Origin of the sequence: Pseudomonas sp. 02C 26 (assembly GCF_002843585.1) — a bacterium.
In the GTDB taxonomy this organism is placed as follows: Bacteria; Pseudomonadota; Gammaproteobacteria; order Pseudomonadales; family Pseudomonadaceae; genus Aquipseudomonas; species Aquipseudomonas shirazensis.
In genome coordinates this window covers 4960218-4979200 of record NZ_CP025262.1, presented here as the reverse complement: position 1 = coordinate 4979200, position 18983 = coordinate 4960218, and the positions used below count along the sequence as shown (strand labels likewise).

Annotated in this window: 20 protein-coding genes; 9 read left to right on the top strand and 11 right to left on the bottom strand. The window is 61.4% G+C overall.

All coding sequences use genetic code 11. The features are described 5' to 3' along the window. Window positions 1-346: 346 nt before the first annotated feature. From CXQ80_RS22775 to CXQ80_RS22740, 8 genes are all read left to right on the top strand, one after another. Window positions 347-1012 carry a hypothetical protein gene (locus tag CXQ80_RS22775; protein ID WP_101322586.1) on the top strand — a complete coding sequence of 222 codons (666 nt, stop codon included), beginning with the start codon at window positions 347-349 and terminating at the stop codon, window positions 1010-1012. Window positions 1013-1166: 154 nt separating this feature from the next. Further along, window positions 1167-1463: a hypothetical protein gene (locus CXQ80_RS24880; protein WP_178080803.1), complete on the top strand. Its 297-nt coding sequence runs from the start codon at window positions 1167-1169 to the stop codon at window positions 1461-1463. Window positions 1464-1480: 17 nt separating this feature from the next. Beyond that, window positions 1481-1858, top strand: coding sequence for a hypothetical protein (locus CXQ80_RS22765; RefSeq protein WP_256585618.1), 378 nt, complete (start codon window positions 1481-1483; stop codon window positions 1856-1858). Between the two features lie 139 nt (window positions 1859-1997). Further along, window positions 1998-2876, top strand: a complete 879-nt coding sequence (locus CXQ80_RS22760; protein ID WP_101322585.1) for a PoNe immunity protein domain-containing protein — start codon at window positions 1998-2000, stop codon at window positions 2874-2876. 196 nt (window positions 2877-3072) lie between these two features. After that, complete coding sequence (locus tag CXQ80_RS22755) at window positions 3073-3375, top strand: hypothetical protein (RefSeq protein ID WP_101322584.1); 303 nt, start codon at window positions 3073-3075, stop codon at window positions 3373-3375. A 74-nt stretch (window positions 3376-3449) separates the two neighbouring features. Further along, window positions 3450-4040: a GAD-like domain-containing protein gene (locus tag CXQ80_RS22750; RefSeq protein ID WP_101322583.1), complete on the top strand. Its 591-nt coding sequence runs from the start codon at window positions 3450-3452 to the stop codon at window positions 4038-4040. Between the two features lie 513 nt (window positions 4041-4553). Continuing rightward, the gene (locus tag CXQ80_RS22745; RefSeq protein ID WP_101322582.1) at window positions 4554-4793 is read left to right on the top strand and encodes a hypothetical protein; all 240 of its coding nucleotides are present in this window, start codon (window positions 4554-4556) and stop codon (window positions 4791-4793) included. A 188-nt stretch (window positions 4794-4981) separates the two neighbouring features. Continuing rightward, window positions 4982-5197 carry a DUF3077 domain-containing protein gene (locus CXQ80_RS22740; RefSeq protein WP_101323134.1) on the top strand — a complete coding sequence of 72 codons (216 nt, stop codon included), beginning with the start codon at window positions 4982-4984 and terminating at the stop codon, window positions 5195-5197. On the opposite strand, the gene CXQ80_RS22735 is transcribed toward CXQ80_RS22740, so the two are convergent. Then, a complete protein-coding gene (locus CXQ80_RS22735; protein ID WP_101322581.1) occupies window positions 5184-6161 on the bottom strand; it encodes a sensor domain-containing diguanylate cyclase in 978 nt (325 codons plus the stop codon). The two genes, CXQ80_RS22740 and CXQ80_RS22735, sit on opposite strands and share 14 nt — an antisense overlap. A 139-nt stretch (window positions 6162-6300) precedes the next feature. After that, window positions 6301-7482, bottom strand: a complete 1182-nt coding sequence (gene desA / locus CXQ80_RS22730; RefSeq protein WP_101322580.1) for a delta-9 fatty acid desaturase DesA — start codon at window positions 7480-7482, stop codon at window positions 6301-6303. A 145-nt stretch (window positions 7483-7627) separates the two neighbouring features. On the opposite strand from desA, the gene dibA reads away from it, so the two are divergent. Further along, window positions 7628-9523 carry a phosphodiesterase DibA gene (dibA, locus tag CXQ80_RS22725; RefSeq protein ID WP_101322579.1) on the top strand — a complete coding sequence of 632 codons (1896 nt, stop codon included), beginning with the start codon at window positions 7628-7630 and terminating at the stop codon, window positions 9521-9523. Between the two features lie 148 nt (window positions 9524-9671). Here dibA and CXQ80_RS22720 read toward each other — a convergent pair whose 3' ends face one another. From CXQ80_RS22720 to tcyJ, 9 genes are all read right to left on the bottom strand, one after another. Beyond that, window positions 9672-10316 (bottom strand): methionine ABC transporter permease, encoded by a 645-nt coding sequence (locus tag CXQ80_RS22720; RefSeq protein WP_101322578.1) that lies wholly within the window; start codon window positions 10314-10316, stop codon window positions 9672-9674. Continuing rightward, window positions 10306-11415 (bottom strand): methionine ABC transporter ATP-binding protein, encoded by a 1110-nt coding sequence (locus tag CXQ80_RS22715; RefSeq protein ID WP_101322577.1) that lies wholly within the window; start codon window positions 11413-11415, stop codon window positions 10306-10308. Before CXQ80_RS22715 ends, CXQ80_RS22720 begins: the two co-directional genes overlap by 11 nt. A 1-nt stretch (window position 11416) precedes the next feature. After that, window positions 11417-12217: a MetQ/NlpA family ABC transporter substrate-binding protein gene (locus CXQ80_RS22710; RefSeq protein ID WP_101322576.1), complete on the bottom strand. Its 801-nt coding sequence runs from the start codon at window positions 12215-12217 to the stop codon at window positions 11417-11419. After that, on the bottom strand, window positions 12210-13604 hold the full coding sequence (locus CXQ80_RS22705; RefSeq protein WP_101322575.1) for an LLM class flavin-dependent oxidoreductase: 1395 nt from the start codon (window positions 13602-13604) through the stop codon (window positions 12210-12212). Before CXQ80_RS22705 ends, CXQ80_RS22710 begins: the two co-directional genes overlap by 8 nt. Beyond that, window positions 13604-14794, bottom strand: coding sequence for an SfnB family sulfur acquisition oxidoreductase (locus CXQ80_RS22700; RefSeq protein WP_101322574.1), 1191 nt, complete (start codon window positions 14792-14794; stop codon window positions 13604-13606). Before CXQ80_RS22700 ends, CXQ80_RS22705 begins: the two co-directional genes overlap by 1 nt. 128 nt (window positions 14795-14922) lie before the next feature. Continuing rightward, a complete protein-coding gene (locus tag CXQ80_RS22695; RefSeq protein ID WP_101322573.1) occupies window positions 14923-16164 on the bottom strand; it encodes an SfnB family sulfur acquisition oxidoreductase in 1242 nt (413 codons plus the stop codon). Window positions 16165-16581: 417 nt separating this feature from the next. Further along, window positions 16582-17337, bottom strand: coding sequence for an L-cystine ABC transporter ATP-binding protein TcyN (tcyN, locus tag CXQ80_RS22690; protein ID WP_101322572.1), 756 nt, complete (start codon window positions 17335-17337; stop codon window positions 16582-16584). 2 nt (window positions 17338-17339) lie between these two features. Then, window positions 17340-18008, bottom strand: a complete 669-nt coding sequence (gene tcyL, locus CXQ80_RS22685; RefSeq protein ID WP_101322571.1) for a cystine ABC transporter permease — start codon at window positions 18006-18008, stop codon at window positions 17340-17342. Continuing rightward, entirely contained in the window at window positions 18005-18799 is a 795-nt protein-coding gene (gene tcyJ / locus CXQ80_RS22680; RefSeq protein WP_101322570.1) for a cystine ABC transporter substrate-binding protein, read from the bottom strand. Before tcyJ ends, tcyL begins: the two co-directional genes overlap by 4 nt. Window positions 18800-18983 lie beyond the last annotated feature (184 nt).

Below are 18983 nucleotides of genomic sequence, written 5' to 3'. Positions count from 1 at the left end.
AGCGCGCTGAGCTTGGCGCGGCCACGGGGGGAGTATGAATGCAATTGAACGCATGGGTGTGAATCCAAAATGGCCTTCTTACAAGAGCGTATGTGCCCGCGTCACTAGAGGGCCACATGCGGATGACACGTTTTATGTCAACGCGATACGTGAATACGTCACCCGCGAGGATGCAAGGCCTAGTGGCTCAAGGATGGTTCCGAATAAAAGTAATGCGACAACTACTACCCCGGAAAGAATGGCGCGGGGTAGTCTTCATACAGTACTTGCAACTGCTCCAAGCAACCCGCAGTGGCTGCAAGAATTGGCTCGCTGGATACGCTACTATCAAGTAGGTATTTGGCAATTGTATTTTTGGGCGCACGAGTACGATCAACACCCCGGCAACCATATCCGCCAACAAAACTACAGCATCCAAACCGCTGCCAACATGATGGGAGCGATGGCTATTTTGGGCTGGAAGGATGCCGTCATTTATCAGGGCTATCTAACGCACGCGGCGCTTAATCGCGGACATCAGTTGGTTATCGAGTACGAAGAGCAGCACCGCCGCGCTCAACCCTTCATGCTGCGTGTGTTTGCCGATTGGGTAGGCGATGTTTCACACCAGTGGCCGGCCTATGCGTATGACGAACCCATTTACGAAGCTCTTCTGGCCAACTGGCGCACTCCCAACCCCGAGGATTTGTTGCCCGGCCTGCTCGCTGCTTGTGACCGCCACACCTGGCAGACCGGCAGAGACAGCCAGAAGAACTCCTACGATTTCAATCAGGATTGGCACATGGAGCGCGTTCCGGTAGAAATCCTCTACTTACTGCGTCTACGCCAATGGGAAGGCTTGGCCAATCCCCAGCAGATTGATCATCCACTGATGGCTGCGCCCTTTGACCAGCTGCCGCCCGAGCAGCCAGTGCCTGAATTTGACGAGTTGATGCAAGGTGTGCTCAACCGCGCAAGAGAAGATTGGCCACAGTACGATGAGGTGCTGTCTTTGCCAGAGTTGCGACGTTGAATCGGGGAAGAAGTTATTGTCGACTCCGTCAACAAAGCAGGTGTGGATGGTTGCGACCGCCACCTCGTTGCGATCATCAATGGTCAGCTAAGGACGGCTAAGAGGGGATCCTCCAAAGCGCTACAACATTTTACGTGCGATGAAGGTGAGGTATATGAAGCTCGAAGCCGAAAATGGTCACGTAATCATTGACGTTGATCAGGCACAGCTTGTAAGCACGTTAAAGAGCTTAAAAAGCTATGGTCCTAGCTCATACGCCTGCCCACCATTTGATTTGCTGCCTTTGGAGGTTTTTGCAATTTTTAAGGTTCGCCAACAGTGCGGGTTGAAGTCGCCTGCAGTTGCTCATCCCTTGTTATCTGTTGATGTGGCTGCATTGGAGAATCTTACTTTCAAGCCTGATGAAGTCTCGATAAAGGTTGAGGCGGCCTACAGAAATTTCTTCGGCTAAAGGCCATGGGGTGGGGTGTGAATGCTATTAAAGTTGATGGTTTCAATGATGTTCTGCTGGCTTTTGTGATTGCATGTTTGTTCTGCACTGCTATCAGCAAAGATGAGCTCAACATATGGTGCGCTCAAGCATTGTCGCTAAATAATGCGCCAAGTTACCTATATGATCTGATGGGTTTTCAAGATGAGATTTTTAAGGTCTATAAGGTGATTGGCTACGTGCCTCATTGGGAACATTCAGATAGCGACGAATACGCTCTATACGGTATCGCTGTTCGTCGAGGTTTCAAACCTTATGACATGCCTATTACCACCCGCGAAGCGCTTACCCACCTCGGCGCTTCTCCGCGCATTGAAAATTTATTCAGAGAGGTCTTTACCTTTATCAAATTTTAAGCTGGGTCGAAACAAGCTCTAGGCGATTTAGGTAGAACATGGATGCGCACCTGATGATTCTGGAGCAGTTGCGTCGGTGAGGTGATGGCTGGAAGCGAAAGGACCCGACGGCCACTTCCAGATTATTAGGGAGCAAATGATGAGCAAGCGCGCGCCGTTGGGTGATCCAGCCTATTGGTCAGAATGGGTCGCTTTTGGTGACGAATCCATCACCCTCGGCTGGGACACTGCAAGTCGTCCATTCGGCGACCCGAGTTATGCGCCCCAGTATCTGTTCGAGTTGGCCCAGGATCATTGGCATCAGATGCTGCGTCGCTATTCTGCGGGCCTGCCGGTGGCAGAGCTGGCAGGGTACTTTCCGGGTTTGCTTGACGCCTGGGAGCGATCACAGCACTTGGGCGCGGAGCAGTGGACTGCGCAGCAGGTGACAAGCCGCACCCTGTGGGCGGTCAACTACGATCATTACATTGTGTGTTTCTGGCTCGTCGGCTTGGCGTTGACGCTCGATATCCCCGACGAGCAGTGGCTGCGTCTGTTGGCGCTGATCGACAATGAGGGCGAGGACATTTTGCTCGACCGCGTTATCGCTACCCGGTCCCCGCAACGTCGGATCGGTACTGTGCTGCTTTACCCCAAACCGTATGCTCGGTTGCTTGCAGCTGTCGATGCGCCTCCTGGCCAGCAAGGCGCGCTCCTTCAGGGATTTGTCGCGCATTGGTATGCCGAAGTTGGCAGCGGTGCTCGTTCGGGGACTAAGAAGCAAGCAGCGCCCTTCAAGCATCCTTACTGGTACCGTTATGGCGACGAGAATTTCGCAGGTGGTGCTTACTTTGGCCGCTGGTGTATTGAGGCGGCTGCTGCCGTCAAGGCGTTCGGTCTGGACGATTCGCTGTGCCGTGGCCACGAGCATTACCCGCGCGACCTGCTGGAGCCCGCTGCAGAGGTGATGGTGGTGGCCAAGGATAGCAGCCAAAAGCGCGGCCTTTGGACCAGGTTTTTCGGCGCTGAGGATAGGTAAGGACCGGTCCACGCCTGGTTGCAAGGTGCGCTCAAACGCGCAAGGGAAGACCGGACTACGGTGAGGTGCCGTCTTTGTCAGAGTCGAATTGGTGACTAGGGAGAAGAGTCATCCGGACTTTGCCAGCAGGCAGTGGGTCGAAACGTAGCGAACACTCTGGGGGCTTATGAGTACAGATCAGGGAATTTACCAGGGCTTGGGTGAAATACTCTCGGCGATCGCGCCCCAGCAGGCTCAGTGGGTTTCTGTTGAGGTAGAGCTGTCGCCGACCGGCGACCACGCCAAGCTGTTTTATGACTATCAGGCCGAGGGGAGTGAGCCGCAGTGGTTCGTGCCTGAACCTGCGCGGGTTGATCACGACATCCGCCTCTTGTTGATAAAGTTGCGGGCGTATTTCGCTGGCAACAATTTGTTCGAGCAAGGCAAACCGTGGACACGCTGCATGATCAAGCTGGATCTGCAGACCGGCAAGTTTGCGGCAGACTTCAAATACGAATGATGGGTGGCGGCCGGTACGTCATCTGCAAACGGATCAAGGGGGCTTAACCGGTGCGGGATGAGTTTTTCCAGTCAATGATCGACAACCTTGGTGAAGCCACTTCACGTCGTGAGGTGCCTGCAGCGAGCATCGACAAATACCAGTCAAAACTGCCGCCTGCATTGCTGGGCTACTGGCGCGAAGAAGGCTGGTGTTCTTTCGCTGATGGCTTGTTCTGGATCGTAGACCCGGATGCGTACAAGGCCACGCTGGATAAGTGGTTGCAAGGCAGCGGCCTGGCGGAGATCGACAATTACCACGTGATCGCCAGGGATGCGTTCGGCTCGCTGTATGCCTGGGGCGAGCGTTATCAGCGCAAGATCACGGTGTCTAGTTTGGCTGGCGGTATCGTTGCGCTGAAGAATCAGCTGCGAAAACCTAACCCGCAACCAGACCGCAGCCTCGGCATTTTCCTCGGTTCTACCAGTCGTGACAGCCTGGACTTTGATGATAACCAAGGCAAGCCGCTGTTCCAGCGCGCACTTGCCAAGTTGGGGATGGTTGCCGAGGACGAAATGTATGCCTTCGAGCCGGCGCTGTGCATCGGCGGCAAGGCTGACCTTGAGCAAATGGTGAAGGTGAATATGGTTGAGCAACTGATGATTCTGGATCAGTTGCGTCGGTGAGGTGATGGCTGCGAGCGTTGTGATGTCGGGTGCGGATATCAGTGGCGGCAAGGCCTTTGTAGGAGCGGCCTTGTGTCGCGAAAGGCCAGCGTAGCTGGCCCGGCGATGGCAGCGGCGGAGCTGGAATTTTTGGGGGCGCTGCGCACCCCTTTCGCGACACAAGGCCGCTCCTACACGATAGATTTGCGGGTGTTTGCGTAAGACGTTTCCGAACTTGAAACCAAATGCTTCTAATCGGGGTAGCTTGGGAATTATCCTACGCGACTTGCGGAAGCAGCTCTGTTGTCGGGGAAATGCCTCAGGGATAACGTCACGGGGTCGCCAGGTTTGGTGACCGGGTGTGAGAAACCCGACCAGTACTGTTAGGCAATGCTTCACGGCAGCCGTGCGCGGGCAGACTTCGGTCTGGCCGGGTTTCCAGTACCTCGGTTTTCTCACCCCGTGTACGGCTGCCACCCAAATCCGTGAGAAAGGTTCGAGTGGTCGCTTCCGTTTACGTACTGGAAATCGACTATGAAAAAGATCGTCCCCGACCCCCCAATTTCCTACTTCTCAGTCATCAGCGACCTGAGCCGCGAAGAGGCTCTCACCCAGGTTTCCAAGTTGATGGACTGCATGAACCGCACCCTCGAAGCTTACCTCGGCACCGAGCCCATCGGCGTCGACAGTTACCTGCTGGAAAACGTCGATATCCTCAACCAGCTGATGCGGGCCTTGATCGACCACGCCGTGGCCAAGCAGGTGGCGCCATGACGGACGAACCCACTCAATCCACCAACGCTGAAAGCATGTGCTGCGATCTGTGTAGGAGCGGCCTTGTGTCGCGAAAGGGTCGCGTAGCGGCCCCAGATTTCAGCTCCGCCGCTGATATCGCCGGGCCCGCTTCGCGGGCCTTTCGCGACGCAAGGCCGCTCCTACAGGAGGGCGCGCAAGATCAATGTCTGGCGTTGTTTGCCGTGCAGGGCGATGTGCCGTTCGAGCAGGCGTTCTCGGAGTTGTCGGTCATGCTCGGTTGCATCCGCCATCTGACCACCGAGGCAGAGATGGAAAATGACCGGCAGGCGGGGAGTGCGGCGCGCATTCTCAGCGGTTTGGCCAAAGCACTGATCGACGATATGGAGTTGGGACTGCGCAAGGCTCTGGTCAGCCACAAATAATCTGATTCTTGCCCAGACGCTTGGCCTGATACATCGCCGCGTCAGCACGGGCGAACAGGCTGTCCAGGCTGAGGTCGTCGTCGTGCAGGCTGGTCAGGCCCTGGCTGATGGTCACGCCGAAACGTTCCTGACCATGGCTGAAGCTCAGGCGCTGGATCTCGCGCTGCAGGCGTTCGGCGATCTGCTCGGCGACCTCGGCCTCGCAGCCGGGGAACACGGCAGCAAACTCTTCACCACCAATCCGCCCGAACACATCGCCGCGGCGCAGTACGGCCTTGCCGCTGTCGGCGATGTGCTGCAGCACCTCGTCACCTTGCTGGTGGCCGTAGGTGTCGTTGATCAGCTTGAAGTCATCGATGTCGAGCAGCAGAAACGACAACGGCGTGCCGTCTTCGCGGGCGGCGGTAAAGGCTTGGTTGGCGCACTCGAAGAAGTGCCGGCGGTTGCTGCTTTGGGTCAGCACGTCAGTGGTGGCCAGACGCTGCAGTTCGCCTTCGAGCTGCTTCTTTTCGGTGATGTCTTCGGCGATGCCGACCACGATCACGCGGTCGCCGTTCTGCTGCTGGTTGATATAGCACTTGTCGCTCAGCCAGCGGATTTCGCCGGCAGCGTTGATGATGCGGTACTCGCGGTCTTCCACAGCGCCCTGCAGCAGCACCTGGGCCAGGCTGCGCTCGGCGTACTCGAGGTCGTCGGGGTAGATGCTGTCGCGCCATTCGTTGAAGTCCGCCAGCACCCGGCTGACCTGGCGGCCGAAGATGCGCTCGAAGGCGGGGCTGACATAGAGCACCTGGCGGGTTTTCCAGTCGAACGCCCAGAGCACTGCGTTGACGGTTTCGAGCAGGGAACTGAACAGCTGCTCGCGCTCGCTCAGGCGCGCCACTTCACCTTGCGCATGAAACAGCGCGAGCAGGGTTTGCGCAGCGGCAGGTGGCGGGTCGCGGGGCTGTATGTGTTTGGCCATGTGCACGGAGCGATTCTCGGCTGAGGGCGTGCGGCCACGATCCGGCCCGCCACGCGGGCGATGTGCCGGATTTGAGTAAGGAGGTGGGGTGAAGTTCCGCTCGGCACGCCCCAGAACAGGGCATGCCGATCAACGGGGATCAGGCGGTTGGGCGCAGCGAGTAGGTTTTCAGCTGGCTGGCGAAATCGCGCAGCGATTGGATGCCGCTGGCCTCGGCTTCGTGGACCCAGTCTTTCATGGCCGCGAGCATGTCGTGGCCATTGGCGCTGGTTCGCGCCCAGATCTGTTGCAGCGCCAGGCGCTTCTCGTAGATGGTTTTGAGCGCCTGGCTGTGGGCGAGCATCGACTCGATCCGCACGTGGTGGCGGTCCTGCAGCAGGCTGGTTTCCCGCGAGAGCAGGCGCTTGGCGCGGCGGAAGCGGTGGCGCAGCGAGGCATCGACTACATCCAGCTCCTGCTTGACCAGCGGCGCGATGACCAGCTTGCGGTACTGGGCCATGATCTGGAAGCGGTTGTTGAGGATCGCCATGGCCGTGTCCATGTCCAGGCTGGCCTTGCCCTCGACGCGGTGAGCGATTGGCGCGACCCGTTGCACCTTGGCCAGGCGCAGCAGGCTCAGCACCCGTATCCAGGCCCAGCCCATGTCGAACTCCCAGCGCTTGACCGACAGCTTGGCCGAGTTGGGGTAGGTGTGGTGATTGTTGTGCAGCTCTTCGCCGCCAATGATGATGCCCCACGGCACCAGGTTGGTGGCGGCGTCGCGGCACTCGAAGTTGCGGTAGCCAACGGCATGGCCAAGACCGTTGACCACGCCTGCGGCCCAGAACGGGATCCACATCATCTGGATCGCCCAGATGGTGATGCCGATGGTGCCGAACAGCAGCAGGTCGAGCACTGCCATCAAGGCAATGCCGCCCAGCTTGTAGCGCGAGTAGAGGTTGCGCTCGATCCAGTCATCCGGGCAGTTCTTGCCGTAGATGCGCAGGGTTTCGGGGTTTTGCGCCTCTTCGCGGTAGAGCTCGGCGCCTTTGCGCAGCACGGTGCTCAGGCCTTTGATGACCGGGCTGTGCGGGTCATCGACGGTTTCGCACTTGGCGTGGTGTTTGCGGTGGATGGCGGTCCACTCGCGGGTGTTCTGCGCCGTGGTCAACCACAGCCAGAAGCGGAAGAAGTGTTTGAGGCCGGCGTTCAGCTCGAGCGAGCGGTGCGCCGAATAGCGATGCAGGTAGATCGTGACGCTGATGATGGTCACGTGGGTCATCAGCAGGGTGACCGCGACCAGTTGCCAGGCCGACAGGTCGAGTAAGCCGTAGTACCACATAAATGTAAAAGCCCTCGGAAACGCGGGGGGGAACTGCGCTTTGCATTATCCATTGACCGGGAAATAAAACCAGAGCAGGAATGCATCAAGACATGTTTCGGGCCCTATAATGCCCCAATTTTTTTTAAGGGCATTAGTACCCGACATGACTGGTTCTGTTCGCGACGCCTTGCGCATGGCCGCGCTGTACGTGGTGTTATCGATCCTGTGGCTGGTGCTCAGTGAGCAGCTGTTGCAACAGTTGTCCGAGGATCCGTTGGCGCTGTACCTGGGGCGCTGCATCAATGTGCTGGTGTGGGTGCTGCTCAGTGCGCTGGTGATTTTTATCTCACGGGCGCGCCTGCTCAACTTCATCGGTATCGGCGCGCGCCTGCGCAGTGAGGACCGCGAGCGCCTGCGCATGGCGGCGGCGGTGTTCGACAGCACCCTGGAGGGCGTGCTGGTGACGGACCGGCAGGGCCTGATCGTGCACGTTAACCGCGCGTTCATGCGTATTACCGGCTATCAGCAGGACGAAGTGCTCGGCCAGCGCCCGAGCAAGTTCAAGTCGGGGCGCCATGGGGCGGACTTCTATCAGCAGATTTACGCCACCTTGCGCGAGCAGGGGCAGTGGAGCGGCGAAATCTGGAACCGGCGCAAAAGCGGCGAAATCTACCCGCAATGGCAGACGATTTGCGCCGTACGCGACGACAGCGGCGAGCTCAGCCATTACGTGGCGGTATTCAGCGACATCAGTGCGATCAAGCATTCCGAGCAGGAGCTGGCTTACCTCGCCCACCACGACCCGCTGACCGGCTTGCCCAACCGGCTGCTGTTCAATGATCGCGCCGAGCAGGCCCTGGCCGCGGCGCAGAGCCACAAGCGCGGCTGTGCGCTGTTGCTGCTCGACCTGGATCATTTTCAAAGCATCAACGATGGCCTTGGCCACCCGGTTGGCGACCAATTGCTCAAATTGGTTGGCGAACGCCTGCGTGCGGCCTTGGACAAGGGCTTGACCTTGGCCCGGCTCGGCGGCGACGAATTCGCCGTGCTGCTGGAGAACTGCCAGCAGGTCGGCCAGGCGGCAACCCTGGCGCAGACGCTGATCGAGCAGATGCGCGAGCCGTTCAGTTGCGAGGGGCACAGCCTGTTCATTGGGGTGAGCGTGGGCATCAGCCTGTTCCCCAGCGATGCCCTCAGCGCCGCGCAGCTGCTGCGCAATGCCGATGCCGCGCTGTTCAAGGCCAAGAGCAACGGTCGCGGTGGTTATGCGTTGTACACCGAAGAGCTGACTGCGCATGCCCAGCAGCGGGTGGAAATTGCCACCGAGCTGCGCCGGGCACTGGAGCAGGAGGAACTGCGGCTGTTCTTCCAGCCGGTGCATGACCTGGCCAGCGGCAAGATGGTTGGAGTTGAAGCGCTGGTGCGCTGGCAGCACCCCGAGCGCGAGCTGGTGCCGCCGGGTGAGTTCATCCCGATTGCCGAGGCCAGCGGGCTGATTGCCGAGATCGATGGCTGGGTGCTGCGCCAGGCGTGTCGGCAGATGGTCGAATGGCAGGCCGCGGGGCATTTGCTGGACTTCATTGCGGTGAATATCTCCAGCCGGCTGTTTGCTCAGCGGGATTTGTATCTGCAGGTGGCCAAGGTGCTGCACGACACCGGCTTGAACCCGGCGCTGCTGGAGTTGGAAGTGACCGAAAGCGCGGTGATGGAGGACCCCGAGGTGGCGCTGGAGCAGCTGCATCGCTTGCGCGAGCTGGGCTTGCGCCTGGCCATCGATGATTTCGGTACGGGCTATTCGTCGCTGCTGCGGCTCAAGCGCTTGCCAGTGCAGAAGCTGAAGATCGACAAGGGGTTCGTTTCGGGGTTGCCGCAGGATGAGGATGATGTGGCGATTGTACGGGTGATCATCGCCCTGGCTCGGAGCATGGGCATGCAGGTGCATGCCGAAGGGGTCGAACAGGCGGAGCAGGCGCTGTTCTTGTTGGCGCAGGAGTGTCAGTTAGGGCAGGGCTACTGGTTTGGGCGGCCGGTGCCCGCTGCGGATCTGGGGTGGGGGTGAGATTTTTGGGGCTGCTTTGCAGCCCTTTCCGACCGGTCCGGCGCCCCGGCAAGGCCGCTCCTACAGGGACCGCGTAGCCTGGCCGGACGCGGTCACCTGTAGGAGCGGCCTTGTGTCGCGAAAGGCGCGCGCAGCGGGCCCAATCCGGTCACCGCTTATTCAACCCCCGCGCCAACCGATCCCCACCCAACTGAATCACCGCCACCAACACCACCAGCATGGCAATCACAGTCAACATCACCTGGCTGTCAAACCGCTGATAGCCATAGCGGTAGGCAATATCGCCCAAGCCGCCAGCACCAATCGCGCCTGCCATGGCCGATGAGTTGATCAGCGCTACCACGGTAATGGTGAACCCGCCAACAATCCCCGGCAGCGCTTCGGGCAGCAACACATGCCAAACGATATGCCAGCGCCGGCACCCCATCGCCTGCGCCGCTTCGATCAAGCCATGGTCAACCTCGCGCAAACTGACCTCGGCTATCCGCGCAAAGAACGGCGTGGCGGCGATGGTCAGCGGCACCACGGCAGCCCACACGCCATAGGTGGTGCCAACCACCAGCCGGGTGAAGGGGATCAGCGCCACCATCAGAATCAGAAACGGGATCGAGCGGAACAGGTTAACGAAAGCGCCCACCACCCGGTTGAGCAACGGCGCCTGGTAAATCCCGCCCTTGTCGCTGGTGACCAGCAGCACCGCCATCGGGATGCCCAACAGCAGCGCCACCAGCGATGACACGCCGACCATCAGCAAGGTGTCCCACAAGCCTTGCAGCAATCGCTCAGTCCACATAGCCCAACACCTCCACATCATCTGCCCAACGCCGTGCACGTTCGAGTACGCCATGGGTGTCATGCGCTGAACCCCGCACTGACACGATCAACCGCCCCAGCGCATGTTCACCGATGGTTTCGACGCCGCCCTGGAGCAGGCTGACCTGACCGCCAAGGTCGTCAAACAAGCCGGATAACTGCGGCTCGCCAAACACCACCAATTTGAGCACCAGGGCCGCATCGCGGTTGCTTGCAGTCGGCAGCAAACTGCTCTGCAACGCTGCCGGCAACTTGCCCTGCAACGGCGCGAGCAAGGTGCGGGTCACTGCATGCTGCGGGCTGCCGAACACCTGCCAGACCTCGCCTTGCTCGACTACCTGACCGCGCTCCAGCACCACCACGCGCTGGCAGATATCGCGGATCACCGCCATTTCATGGGTGATCAGCACCACGGTCAGGCCGAGACGCTGGTTGATGTCGCGCAGCAGTTCGAGGATCGACGCGGTGGTTTCCGGGTCGAGGGCCGAGGTGGCTTCATCACAGAGCAGAATTTCCGGGTCATGCACCAGCGCCCGGGCGATGCCGACGCGCTGCTTCTGCCCGCCGGAGAGTTGCGCCGGGTACACCTGATGCTTGTCGGCCAGGCCGACCAGATCAAGCAGCGCGCGAACCTTTTGCTGGCGCTCGGCCTTGGCTACGCCGGCAACCTTGAGCGGCAGCTCGACGTTGTCCCACACGGTCTTCGCCGACATCAGGTTGAAGTGCTGGAAGATCATGCCGATGCGCCGACGCAGGGCCACCAAGCGGTCTTCGTCGAACGGGGCGATGTCGACCTGATCGATCAGCACCCGGCCCTGGCTCGGCTGTTCCAGGCGGTTGATGGTACGCAGCAGCGACGACTTGCCGGCGCCGCTGCGGCCAATGATGCCAAAGATCTCGCCCCGGCGGATGTTCAGGTCGATACCTTGCAGAGCAGGCTGGGCCTGGCCGGGGTAGGTCTTGCCCAGGCCGATGAAGCGCACATGGGCCTGATTGACCTCGGGCCGCAACGCCTGCTCGCGGGCGGGCGCCGGGACGGCTGGGGCAGTGGACACCCTGAGGGCGCTGGCGCTGCTCATGTCAGCCTTCCCAGCCGGCCTGGTAGAGGCTGCCGTGTGCCTTGTCCAACGCAGCCTTTACCGCAGGCGAGTGCTGGTAGATGTCGACGAACTTGGCCAGGCGTGGATCGTCCTTTTCCTGTGGGCGGATAACGAACTGGATCACGTATTCCTTGTTTTCCAGGCCGTCGAACAGCAGTGCCGAGGTGGCATCGAAGGTGTTCGCCAGGCGGATATAGGCCGGGTAGCCCTGGACCAGATCGGCATCGTCGTAGGCGCGCACCAGCTGCACTGCTTCAACCTGCAGAATCTTCAGTTTTTTCGGGTTGGCGACGATGTCTTCTTCGGTGGCCTTGTAGCCAACGCCGGGTTTGAGCGTGATCAGCCCGGCCTTGGCCAGCAGCTGCAAGCCACGGCCGCTGTTGATCGGGTCGTTGGCGATGGCCACGCTGGCGCCGGTCGGCAGCTCGGCAAAGCTTTTGTACTTTTTCGAGTACAGACCAACGTTGTTGATGATCCCCGGCTTGTACGGCACCAGGTCAAAGCCGGCAGCGGCCTTGGCGTTTTCCAGGAACGGGATGTGCTGGAAGTAATTGACGTCGATATCGCCGCTGTTGAGGCTGACGTTCGGCGCGATCCAGTCGCTGAACTCGATCAGCTTCACTTCCAGGCCTTGCTTGTGCGCCTCTTCGACAGCGGCTTCAAGGGGAATGGCAAAGGCTGCGGTGGTGCCGACTTTAAGCGGCTCGGCAGCGAACACGTTGGCGCTGATGGCCAGTGACAGTACGGCGGCCGCGACGGGCCGGAACAGTTTATCAAGCATGGTGCAGGGCTCCAGTCGGGGCAGGGATTGGGGTGTTGTTGCGGTAGCGGGCACCGGGATGGTCGGCAGGCAGGTGCGGCAGGTCGCTGGCGAACAGTTTTTCGCGCAGGCTGCCGTCCTGGTAAGCGGTCTTGTAGCGGCCGCGGCGTTGCAGTTCGGGGACGACCATGTCGATGAAGTCTTCGTAGCTTTCCGGGGTTACGGTGCGGGTCAGGTTGAAGCCGTCGAGGCCGGTTTCGTCGATCCAGGCGATCAGCTCATCGGCGACCTGCGCGGCGGTGCCGATCAGGGTCACGTAGCGGCCGCCGAGGCTGTGCTGGTCGAGCAGGCGGCGGCGGGTCCAGGCGCTGTCCTGCAACTGGCGGGTCGCGGACTGGATGGCGTTGCCTTTGGCGAAGCCGATCGGCTCGTCCAGCTCGAAGGCGGCGAAGTCGATCCCGGTCGAGCTGGCGAAGTGGGCGACGCCGGCCTCAGGGCTGGCGTAGCGCACATATTCGGCATGCCTGGCCTGGGCTTCGGCTTCGCTGGCGGCGACGATCACGGTAATGCCCATGAATACCTTGATTGCCTGCGGATCACGCCCGGCCGCCTTGGCGGCGGCACGCACCTTGTCGACTTGAATACGGGTGGAGGCTTTGTCCTGGCCGCTGATGAATACGCATTCGGCGTGGTTGCCGGCAAAGCTCAGGCCGCGTGGCGAGCTGCCAGCCTGGAATAGCACCGGCGTGCGCTGCGGCGAGGGTTCGCAGAGGTGGTAGCCCTCGACCTTGTAGAACTCGCCGTGGTGCTCGACCTTGCGCACTTTGTCGGGGCGGGCGTAGACCCGCTGCTCGCGGTCGGCGACCACTGCGTCGTCATCCCAGCTGCCTTCGAGCAGCTTGTACAGCACTTGCAGGTATTCGTCGGCCTGGTCGTAACGGCGGTCGTGCTCGGGCTGTTGCTCCAGGCCCATGGCGCGGGCAGCGCTGTCGAGGTAGCCGGTGACGATGTTCCAACCGACCCGGCCGTTGCTCAGGTGGTCAAGGGTCGACAGCCGGCGGGCGAACAGATACGGCGCCTCGTAGGTGAGGTTGGCGGTCAGGCCAAAACCCAGGTGGCGGGTGACGGCAGCCATGGCCGAGACCAGCAGCAGCGGGTCGTTGACCGGCAGCTGGATCGACTCCTTCAGCGTTACATCGACCGACTGGCCATAGACGTCGTAGGTGCCGACGATATCGGCGATGAACAGGCCATCGAACAACCCGCGCTCAAGCAGCTTGGCCAGGTCGGTCCAGTAGTCCAGCGTCTTGTACTGGGTCGAGGTGTCGCGTGGGTGGGTCCACAGGCCATGGTTGATGTGGCCGACGCAGTTCATGTTGAAGGCGTTGAGGAGGATTTGCTTGCTCATCAGATCGTCCCCCGCCGCGGTGGGTTGATGTCGTTGAGGTAGTAGTTGCCGATGGCGTGATACTTCCAGCGCACCGGGTCGTGCAGGGTGTGCACGCGGGCGTTGCGCCAGTGGCGGTCGAGGTTGTGCTCGGCCAGGGTGGCCTGGCTGCCGGCCAGCTCGAACAGCGTGGTGCCGGCGGCGAGGGCGATTTCGGTGCTGATGGCACGGGCCTCGGCGACGGCGATCGAGGCTGCGGCCACTCGCTCGGCGGCTGTCTCCGGCGTGGCTGCCGCGGCCTGGTCGAGGAATTCGCCGGCGCGTTCCAGCAGTGCTTCGCTGGCATGCAGGCGGATCGACAGCTGGCCGAAGCTCTTCAGGGTCAGCGGGTCGTCGACGGCCTTGTCGTGGCCCGAATCGACCCATGGCCGGCTGCGGGTACGCACGAAGTGCAGCGCGTCTTCGAAGGCAGCGCGGGCGATGCCGGTATCGATTGCAGCGTGGAGGATCTGCGCCAGTGGGCCGACCGGTGTCGGCCGCTCGAATGCGCTCTGGAACGCCACCACGTCGGCAGCGGCTACCCAGACGTTATCGAACACCACCGAGCCGCTACCGGTGGTGCGCTGGCCAAAGCCGCTCCAGTCGTCGATCACTTGCAGGCCCGGCGCATCGGCCGGCACGAAGGCCAGCCGCTGAACGCCGTCGTCATCGATCACCGAAGTGGGGATGCGCTGCGCATACAGCGCGCCGGTGGAGTAGAACTTGCGGCCATTGATGCGATAACCGTCGCCCTCGCGGCTGAGCCGGGTGGTGCGGTCGTGGGCGGTCTTGGTACCGAGTTCGGCCAGGGCGTTGCCGAAGCGCCGCCCGGCCAGCACTTCGGCGTACAGCCGCTGCTGTTGCTCGGGCGTGCCGTTTACCCGCAGCACTTCCAGGGCGTAGAAGTGGTTCTGCGGGATCTGCCCCAGCGAGCCGTCGGCCTGGGCAATCCGGGCGATGATCTTGGCCAGGGTGACATACGACACGCCGGCGCCACCAAAGGCTTTGGGCACGCTGATGGCCCACAGCCCGGAGCGGCTGAACAGCTCCAGCTCGGCGTGCGGCAGGCGCCGCTCGCGGTCGCGCAGGGCGCTGTCGCGGCGCAGTTGCCTGGCGAGTTCGTCAGCGACGGCCAGGGCCTCGCCGTCAGTGCGGATGACAGTTGCGTTCATTGTGTTCTCCGGGGCCTTGGGGCCGCTTCGCGCCCCTTCGCGGGTAAACCTGCTCCCACAAGGTTCAGCTCAGTCACCTGTGGGAGCGGGTTTACCCGCGAAGGGCTGCAAAACAGCCCCAGAGGCCCTCAAATCCAGGAATGTCGGGCAGGCCGGGTGCCGTTCAGATGCCAGGCGCCCACAGCGTGGTATTTCCAGCGCACCGGGTCGTGCAGGGTGTGCACGCGGGCATTGCGCCAGTGCCGGTCGAGGTTGAACTCGGCGAGGGTGGCGCGGCTGCCGGCCAGTTCGAACAGCTTCTCGCTGGCCTGCAGGGCGATCTCGGTGGTGAGCACCTTGGCTTCGGCCACTGCAATCGAAGCGCGCGCGGCGGCGTCAGCATCGATGGCCCCCGCGTTGACCTCGTCCAGCACCCGCGCTGCCTTGCGCAGCAGCGCCTCGGCGGCGTGCAGCTCGAGCTTGAGCCGGCCGATGTCGGCGATCACATAAGGGTCATCGCTGGCGCGCTCGACGTTGGCGTCGATAAACGGCCGGGACTTCTCGCGCACAAAGCTGATCGCGTCATCGATAGCTGCTTCGGCGATACCGGCGTCGATGGCTGCCTGAATCAACTGCGACGCCGCGCCCTGGATGTTGGGCAGATCGCGCTGGCGCCAGTTGTCGATCACCAGCTCAGCCTCCACCGGTACTTGGTCGAGCAGCACGGTGCCGCTGGCGGTGGTGCGCTGGCCAAAGCCTGACCAGTCGTCAACGATGCGCAGGCCCGGGCTGCCACGGCGGACAAAAGCCAGGCGTTGGCGGCCTTCATCATCCAGCGCCTTGACCGCAACCCAGTGGGCGAACAGTGCGCCAGTGGAATAGAACTTCTCGCCGCTGATGCGATAGGCGTCGCCGTCACGGCTGATCCGCGCCTTCAGGGTGAGGGTGTCTTTGCTGCCGCGCTCGGGGCCGGCATTGCCGATCCGCCAGCCGTTCAGCACCGAGCCGAAAATCAGCGCCTGCTGGGCTTCGCTGGCGGTCAGGCGCAGCAGTTGCAGCATGCCGAACTGGTTCTGCGGGATCTGCCCCAGCGCCGGGTCGGCAGCGCTGATGACGCGAAACACCTCGGCGACCGTGACAAAGGACACGTCGGCACCACCGAAGGCTTTGGGGATGCTGATGCTGCCCAGCCCGCTGCGGGTGAACAGCTCGATCTCGGCCCACGGCAGCTTGCGCTGCTGGTCGCGTTTGGAGGCGTTTGCGCGAGCGACTGCGGCCAGCTCATGGGCGGCTTGCAGGGCTTCGGCGTCGTTGCGCAGGACCTTGGCCGGCAGCAGTGCTGGCGGGCTGTCGAGGTCGCTGGCGTGAAGGGTTTGTGCCTGGCTGGACATTAGTACCGCTCCTTGGCTGTACTCAATGCCCTGGCGTTATGCACTGGGGTGATTGCATTCCTGACCATTCCTGACCTCACAAAAAAGTGGCGGCGGCGCTTGGTGGTTGCGCTGCGCATGTGCTGGTCCGGTGGTCCGGTGTATATACCCTAAAGGCTTATCAAATAATTTAGAACGATCATTTAGGAATATTGATAGAAGTGCTTAGGCGGGCGGCGGGGGTTTGAATACTGCGGCTGGTTTTAGTACATCGGGGCTGCTTTGCAGCCCTTTCCGACCGGTCCGGCGCCCCGGCAAGGCCGCTCCTACAGTGACCGCGTACCATCGACATGCGCGGTCACTGTAGGAGCGGCCTTGCCGGGGCGGGGGTGCGCAGCGCCCCCAGCAATTCTGACCAGTGCCGCGAAAGGCAGGGCGCTAGGAGGCGGCAGTCCCAAGAAACTTGCGCAAAAACTGCCGAGTCCGCTCTTCCTTCGGATTGGCAAACAACGCCTTGGCCTCACCCTGCTCAACAATCACCCCTTTGTCGAAGAAGATCACCCGATTGGCGACATCCCGGGCAAAGCTCATCTCGTGGGTAACGATGATCATCGTGCGCTGCTCTTCGGCCAGGCCACGAATGGTCTCCAGCACTTCACCCACCAGTTCCGGGTCCAGCGCTGAAGTCGGCTCGTCGAACAGGATCACATCCGGCTCCATGGCCAACGCCCGAGCAATCGCCACGCGCTGTTGCTGGCCACCGGACAAGCGTCGTGGGTAGGCGTCTTCTTTGCCGGCCAGGCCGACCTTGGCCAGCAAACGTCGGCCCAGCTCCAGGGCTGTGGCGCGCGGGGTCTTCTTGACCACCAGCGGCCCTTCGATGACGTTATCCAACGCCGTGCGATGGGGGAACAGGTTGAAGTTCTGGAAGACAAACCCGGCCTGCTGGCGCAAGCGGCGGATGGCGCTCTGCTGGTTACCCAGCGAGCGGTTGGCGTCGATGCTGATGTCGCCGATCTGGATGCGTCCGGCGTCGGGGGTCTCGAGCAGGTTGAGGCAGCGCAGAAAGGTAGTCTTGCCCGAACCGCTGGGGCCGATGATGGCGATCACTTCACCGGGCTGGACGGTCAGGTTGATGCCGTCGAGTACGGTCTGGCCGTTGAACCGCTTGGTCAGGCCTTCAACTACGATCATGCTCAACGCTCCTGGTCATGCTGGTTGACCCGTGCTTCCAGGCGGTTCTGGAAGTGGGCGAGGATGCTCGCCAGGATCCAGTAGATAACCGCAACGGCCAGGTACATGGTGAACACTTCGAAGGTCCGCGCCGTTACCAGCTGCGCCTGGCGGAACAGCTCCGGCACCTGAATGGTGGCCGCCAGCGCGGTGTCCTTGACCAGCGAGATAAAACTGTTGCCCAGCGGCGGCAGGGCGGTGCGCATGGCTTGCGGCAGGATCGCCCGGCGCATGGCCTGGGCGCGGGTCATGCCGATGCTGGCGCAGGCTTCCCACTGGCCGCGCTCGATCGACGAGATCGCCGCCCGCAGGATTTCGCAAACGTAGGCTGCCATGTTCAGCGACAGGCCAATCAGCGCTGCCGGGATCGGGTCAAGCTCAAGGCCGATCTGCGGCAGGCCGAAGTAGATCACGAACAGCTGCACCAACAGCGGCGTGCCGCGGAAGAACGACACGTAAATACGCGCCAGCCAGTCCAGCGGCAGCACCTTGGACAAGCGCATCAACGCCAGGGCAAAGCCCAGCAGCAAGCCAAAGAACATACCGCCGACACTGAGCAGGATGGTGTAGCCGGCGCCCTTGAGCAGAAAGGGCGCGGAGTCGGCTACCAGTTGCAGGCTTTCTTCAATCATTTAGTCACGTCAGCGCCGAAGTACTTCTCGGACAGCTTGGCCAGGCTGCCGTCGGCGCGCAGCTTGTCCAGGGCCTGATTGATGGCCGCGAGCAGTTCGGGCTCACCCTTGCGCAGGGCAATGCCCGACTCGAGACGCGAGAAGGCGTCCCCAGCGGCAACGGTATCCTGGGCTTTTTTGGCATACTCAAGCGCAGCCAGGCGGTCGATCAGGATAGCGTCGGTGCGGCCCACGCGCAGGTCCTGGAACTTGGTCGGGTCGTCTTCATAGGTGCGTACGTCGGCGGTCGGCACGTTGGCCTTGACCCATTGCTCGTAGTTGGTGCCCAGACCGACACCGACCTTCTTGCCGGCCAGGTCAGCTGCAGACTTGATGTTCAGATCTTTTTCTTTCTTCTTCAGCACCAGTGCCTGAATGCCGGAGACGGTGTACGGCTCGGAGAAGTCGTACTTCTTCTTGCGTTCGTCGGAGATGGTCACCTGGTTGACGACCACGTCCAGGCGCTTGGACTCCAGCGCCGCGAGGATGCCGTCCCATTTGGTCGGCTGGACCTTGGCCTTGACCCCAAGCTCTTTGGCGATCAGCTCCGACAGCTCTACCTCAAAGCCCGACAGCTTGCCGCTGTCATCGACAAAGCTGAACGGCGGGTAAGTGCCTTCGACGCCGACGTTGAGCACGCCCTTGTCCTTGATAGTCTGCAGCTGCTCGCCGGCAAACGCCTGGCTGAACAGACCGGTGCCAAGCACGATGGCAAGGCTGGCATTGAGTAGCGGTTTGGCAAAGATCGACATGGCAGGGCCCCGCGCTTTTGGTGGAAGTAGTGGGTGGCGACTATAAGGGTGGGCTGTTTAGCTCATGAAATACTAAAAAAGTATTTTGTTATTCCATTTTTGTGCATTGAGCCGTTGGCCGGCTGCGTTGAGGGTAGCCCGTCAGCGTGGCTTATGCCCGACTTAGCGCAGGATGGAATAAAGC

Excerpts from the sequence above, each read along its gene's own strand:
- CXQ80_RS22695 (WP_101322573.1), bottom strand. The coding sequence starts at position 16,164 with ATGTCCAGCCAGGCACAAACCCTTCACGCCAGCGACCTCGACAGCCCG.
- CXQ80_RS22745 (WP_101322582.1), top strand. The coding sequence starts at position 4,554 with ATGAAAAAGATCGTCCCCGACCCCCCAATTTCCTACTTCTCAGTCATC.
- CXQ80_RS24880 (WP_178080803.1), top strand. The coding sequence starts at position 1,167 with ATGAAGCTCGAAGCCGAAAATGGTCACGTAATCATTGACGTTGATCAG.
- tcyJ (WP_101322570.1), bottom strand. The coding sequence starts at position 18,799 with ATGTCGATCTTTGCCAAACCGCTACTCAATGCCAGCCTTGCCATCGTG.
- tcyL (WP_101322571.1), bottom strand. The coding sequence starts at position 18,008 with ATGATTGAAGAAAGCCTGCAACTGGTAGCCGACTCCGCGCCCTTTCTG.
- CXQ80_RS22710 (WP_101322576.1), bottom strand. The coding sequence starts at position 12,217 with ATGCTTGATAAACTGTTCCGGCCCGTCGCGGCCGCCGTACTGTCACTG.
- CXQ80_RS22715 (WP_101322577.1), bottom strand. The coding sequence starts at position 11,415 with ATGAGCAGCGCCAGCGCCCTCAGGGTGTCCACTGCCCCAGCCGTCCCG.
- dibA (WP_101322579.1), top strand. The coding sequence starts at position 7,628 with ATGACTGGTTCTGTTCGCGACGCCTTGCGCATGGCCGCGCTGTACGTG.
- CXQ80_RS22750 (WP_101322583.1), top strand. The coding sequence starts at position 3,450 with ATGATCGACAACCTTGGTGAAGCCACTTCACGTCGTGAGGTGCCTGCA.
- CXQ80_RS22760 (WP_101322585.1), top strand. The coding sequence starts at position 1,998 with ATGAGCAAGCGCGCGCCGTTGGGTGATCCAGCCTATTGGTCAGAATGG.
- CXQ80_RS22735 (WP_101322581.1), bottom strand. The coding sequence starts at position 6,161 with ATGGCCAAACACATACAGCCCCGCGACCCGCCACCTGCCGCTGCGCAA.
- tcyN (WP_101322572.1), bottom strand. The coding sequence starts at position 17,337 with ATGATCGTAGTTGAAGGCCTGACCAAGCGGTTCAACGGCCAGACCGTA.
- CXQ80_RS22700 (WP_101322574.1), bottom strand. The coding sequence starts at position 14,794 with ATGAACGCAACTGTCATCCGCACTGACGGCGAGGCCCTGGCCGTCGCT.
- desA (WP_101322580.1), bottom strand. The coding sequence starts at position 7,482 with ATGTGGTACTACGGCTTACTCGACCTGTCGGCCTGGCAACTGGTCGCG.
- CXQ80_RS22720 (WP_101322578.1), bottom strand. The coding sequence starts at position 10,316 with ATGTGGACTGAGCGATTGCTGCAAGGCTTGTGGGACACCTTGCTGATG.
- CXQ80_RS22705 (WP_101322575.1), bottom strand. The coding sequence starts at position 13,604 with ATGAGCAAGCAAATCCTCCTCAACGCCTTCAACATGAACTGCGTCGGC.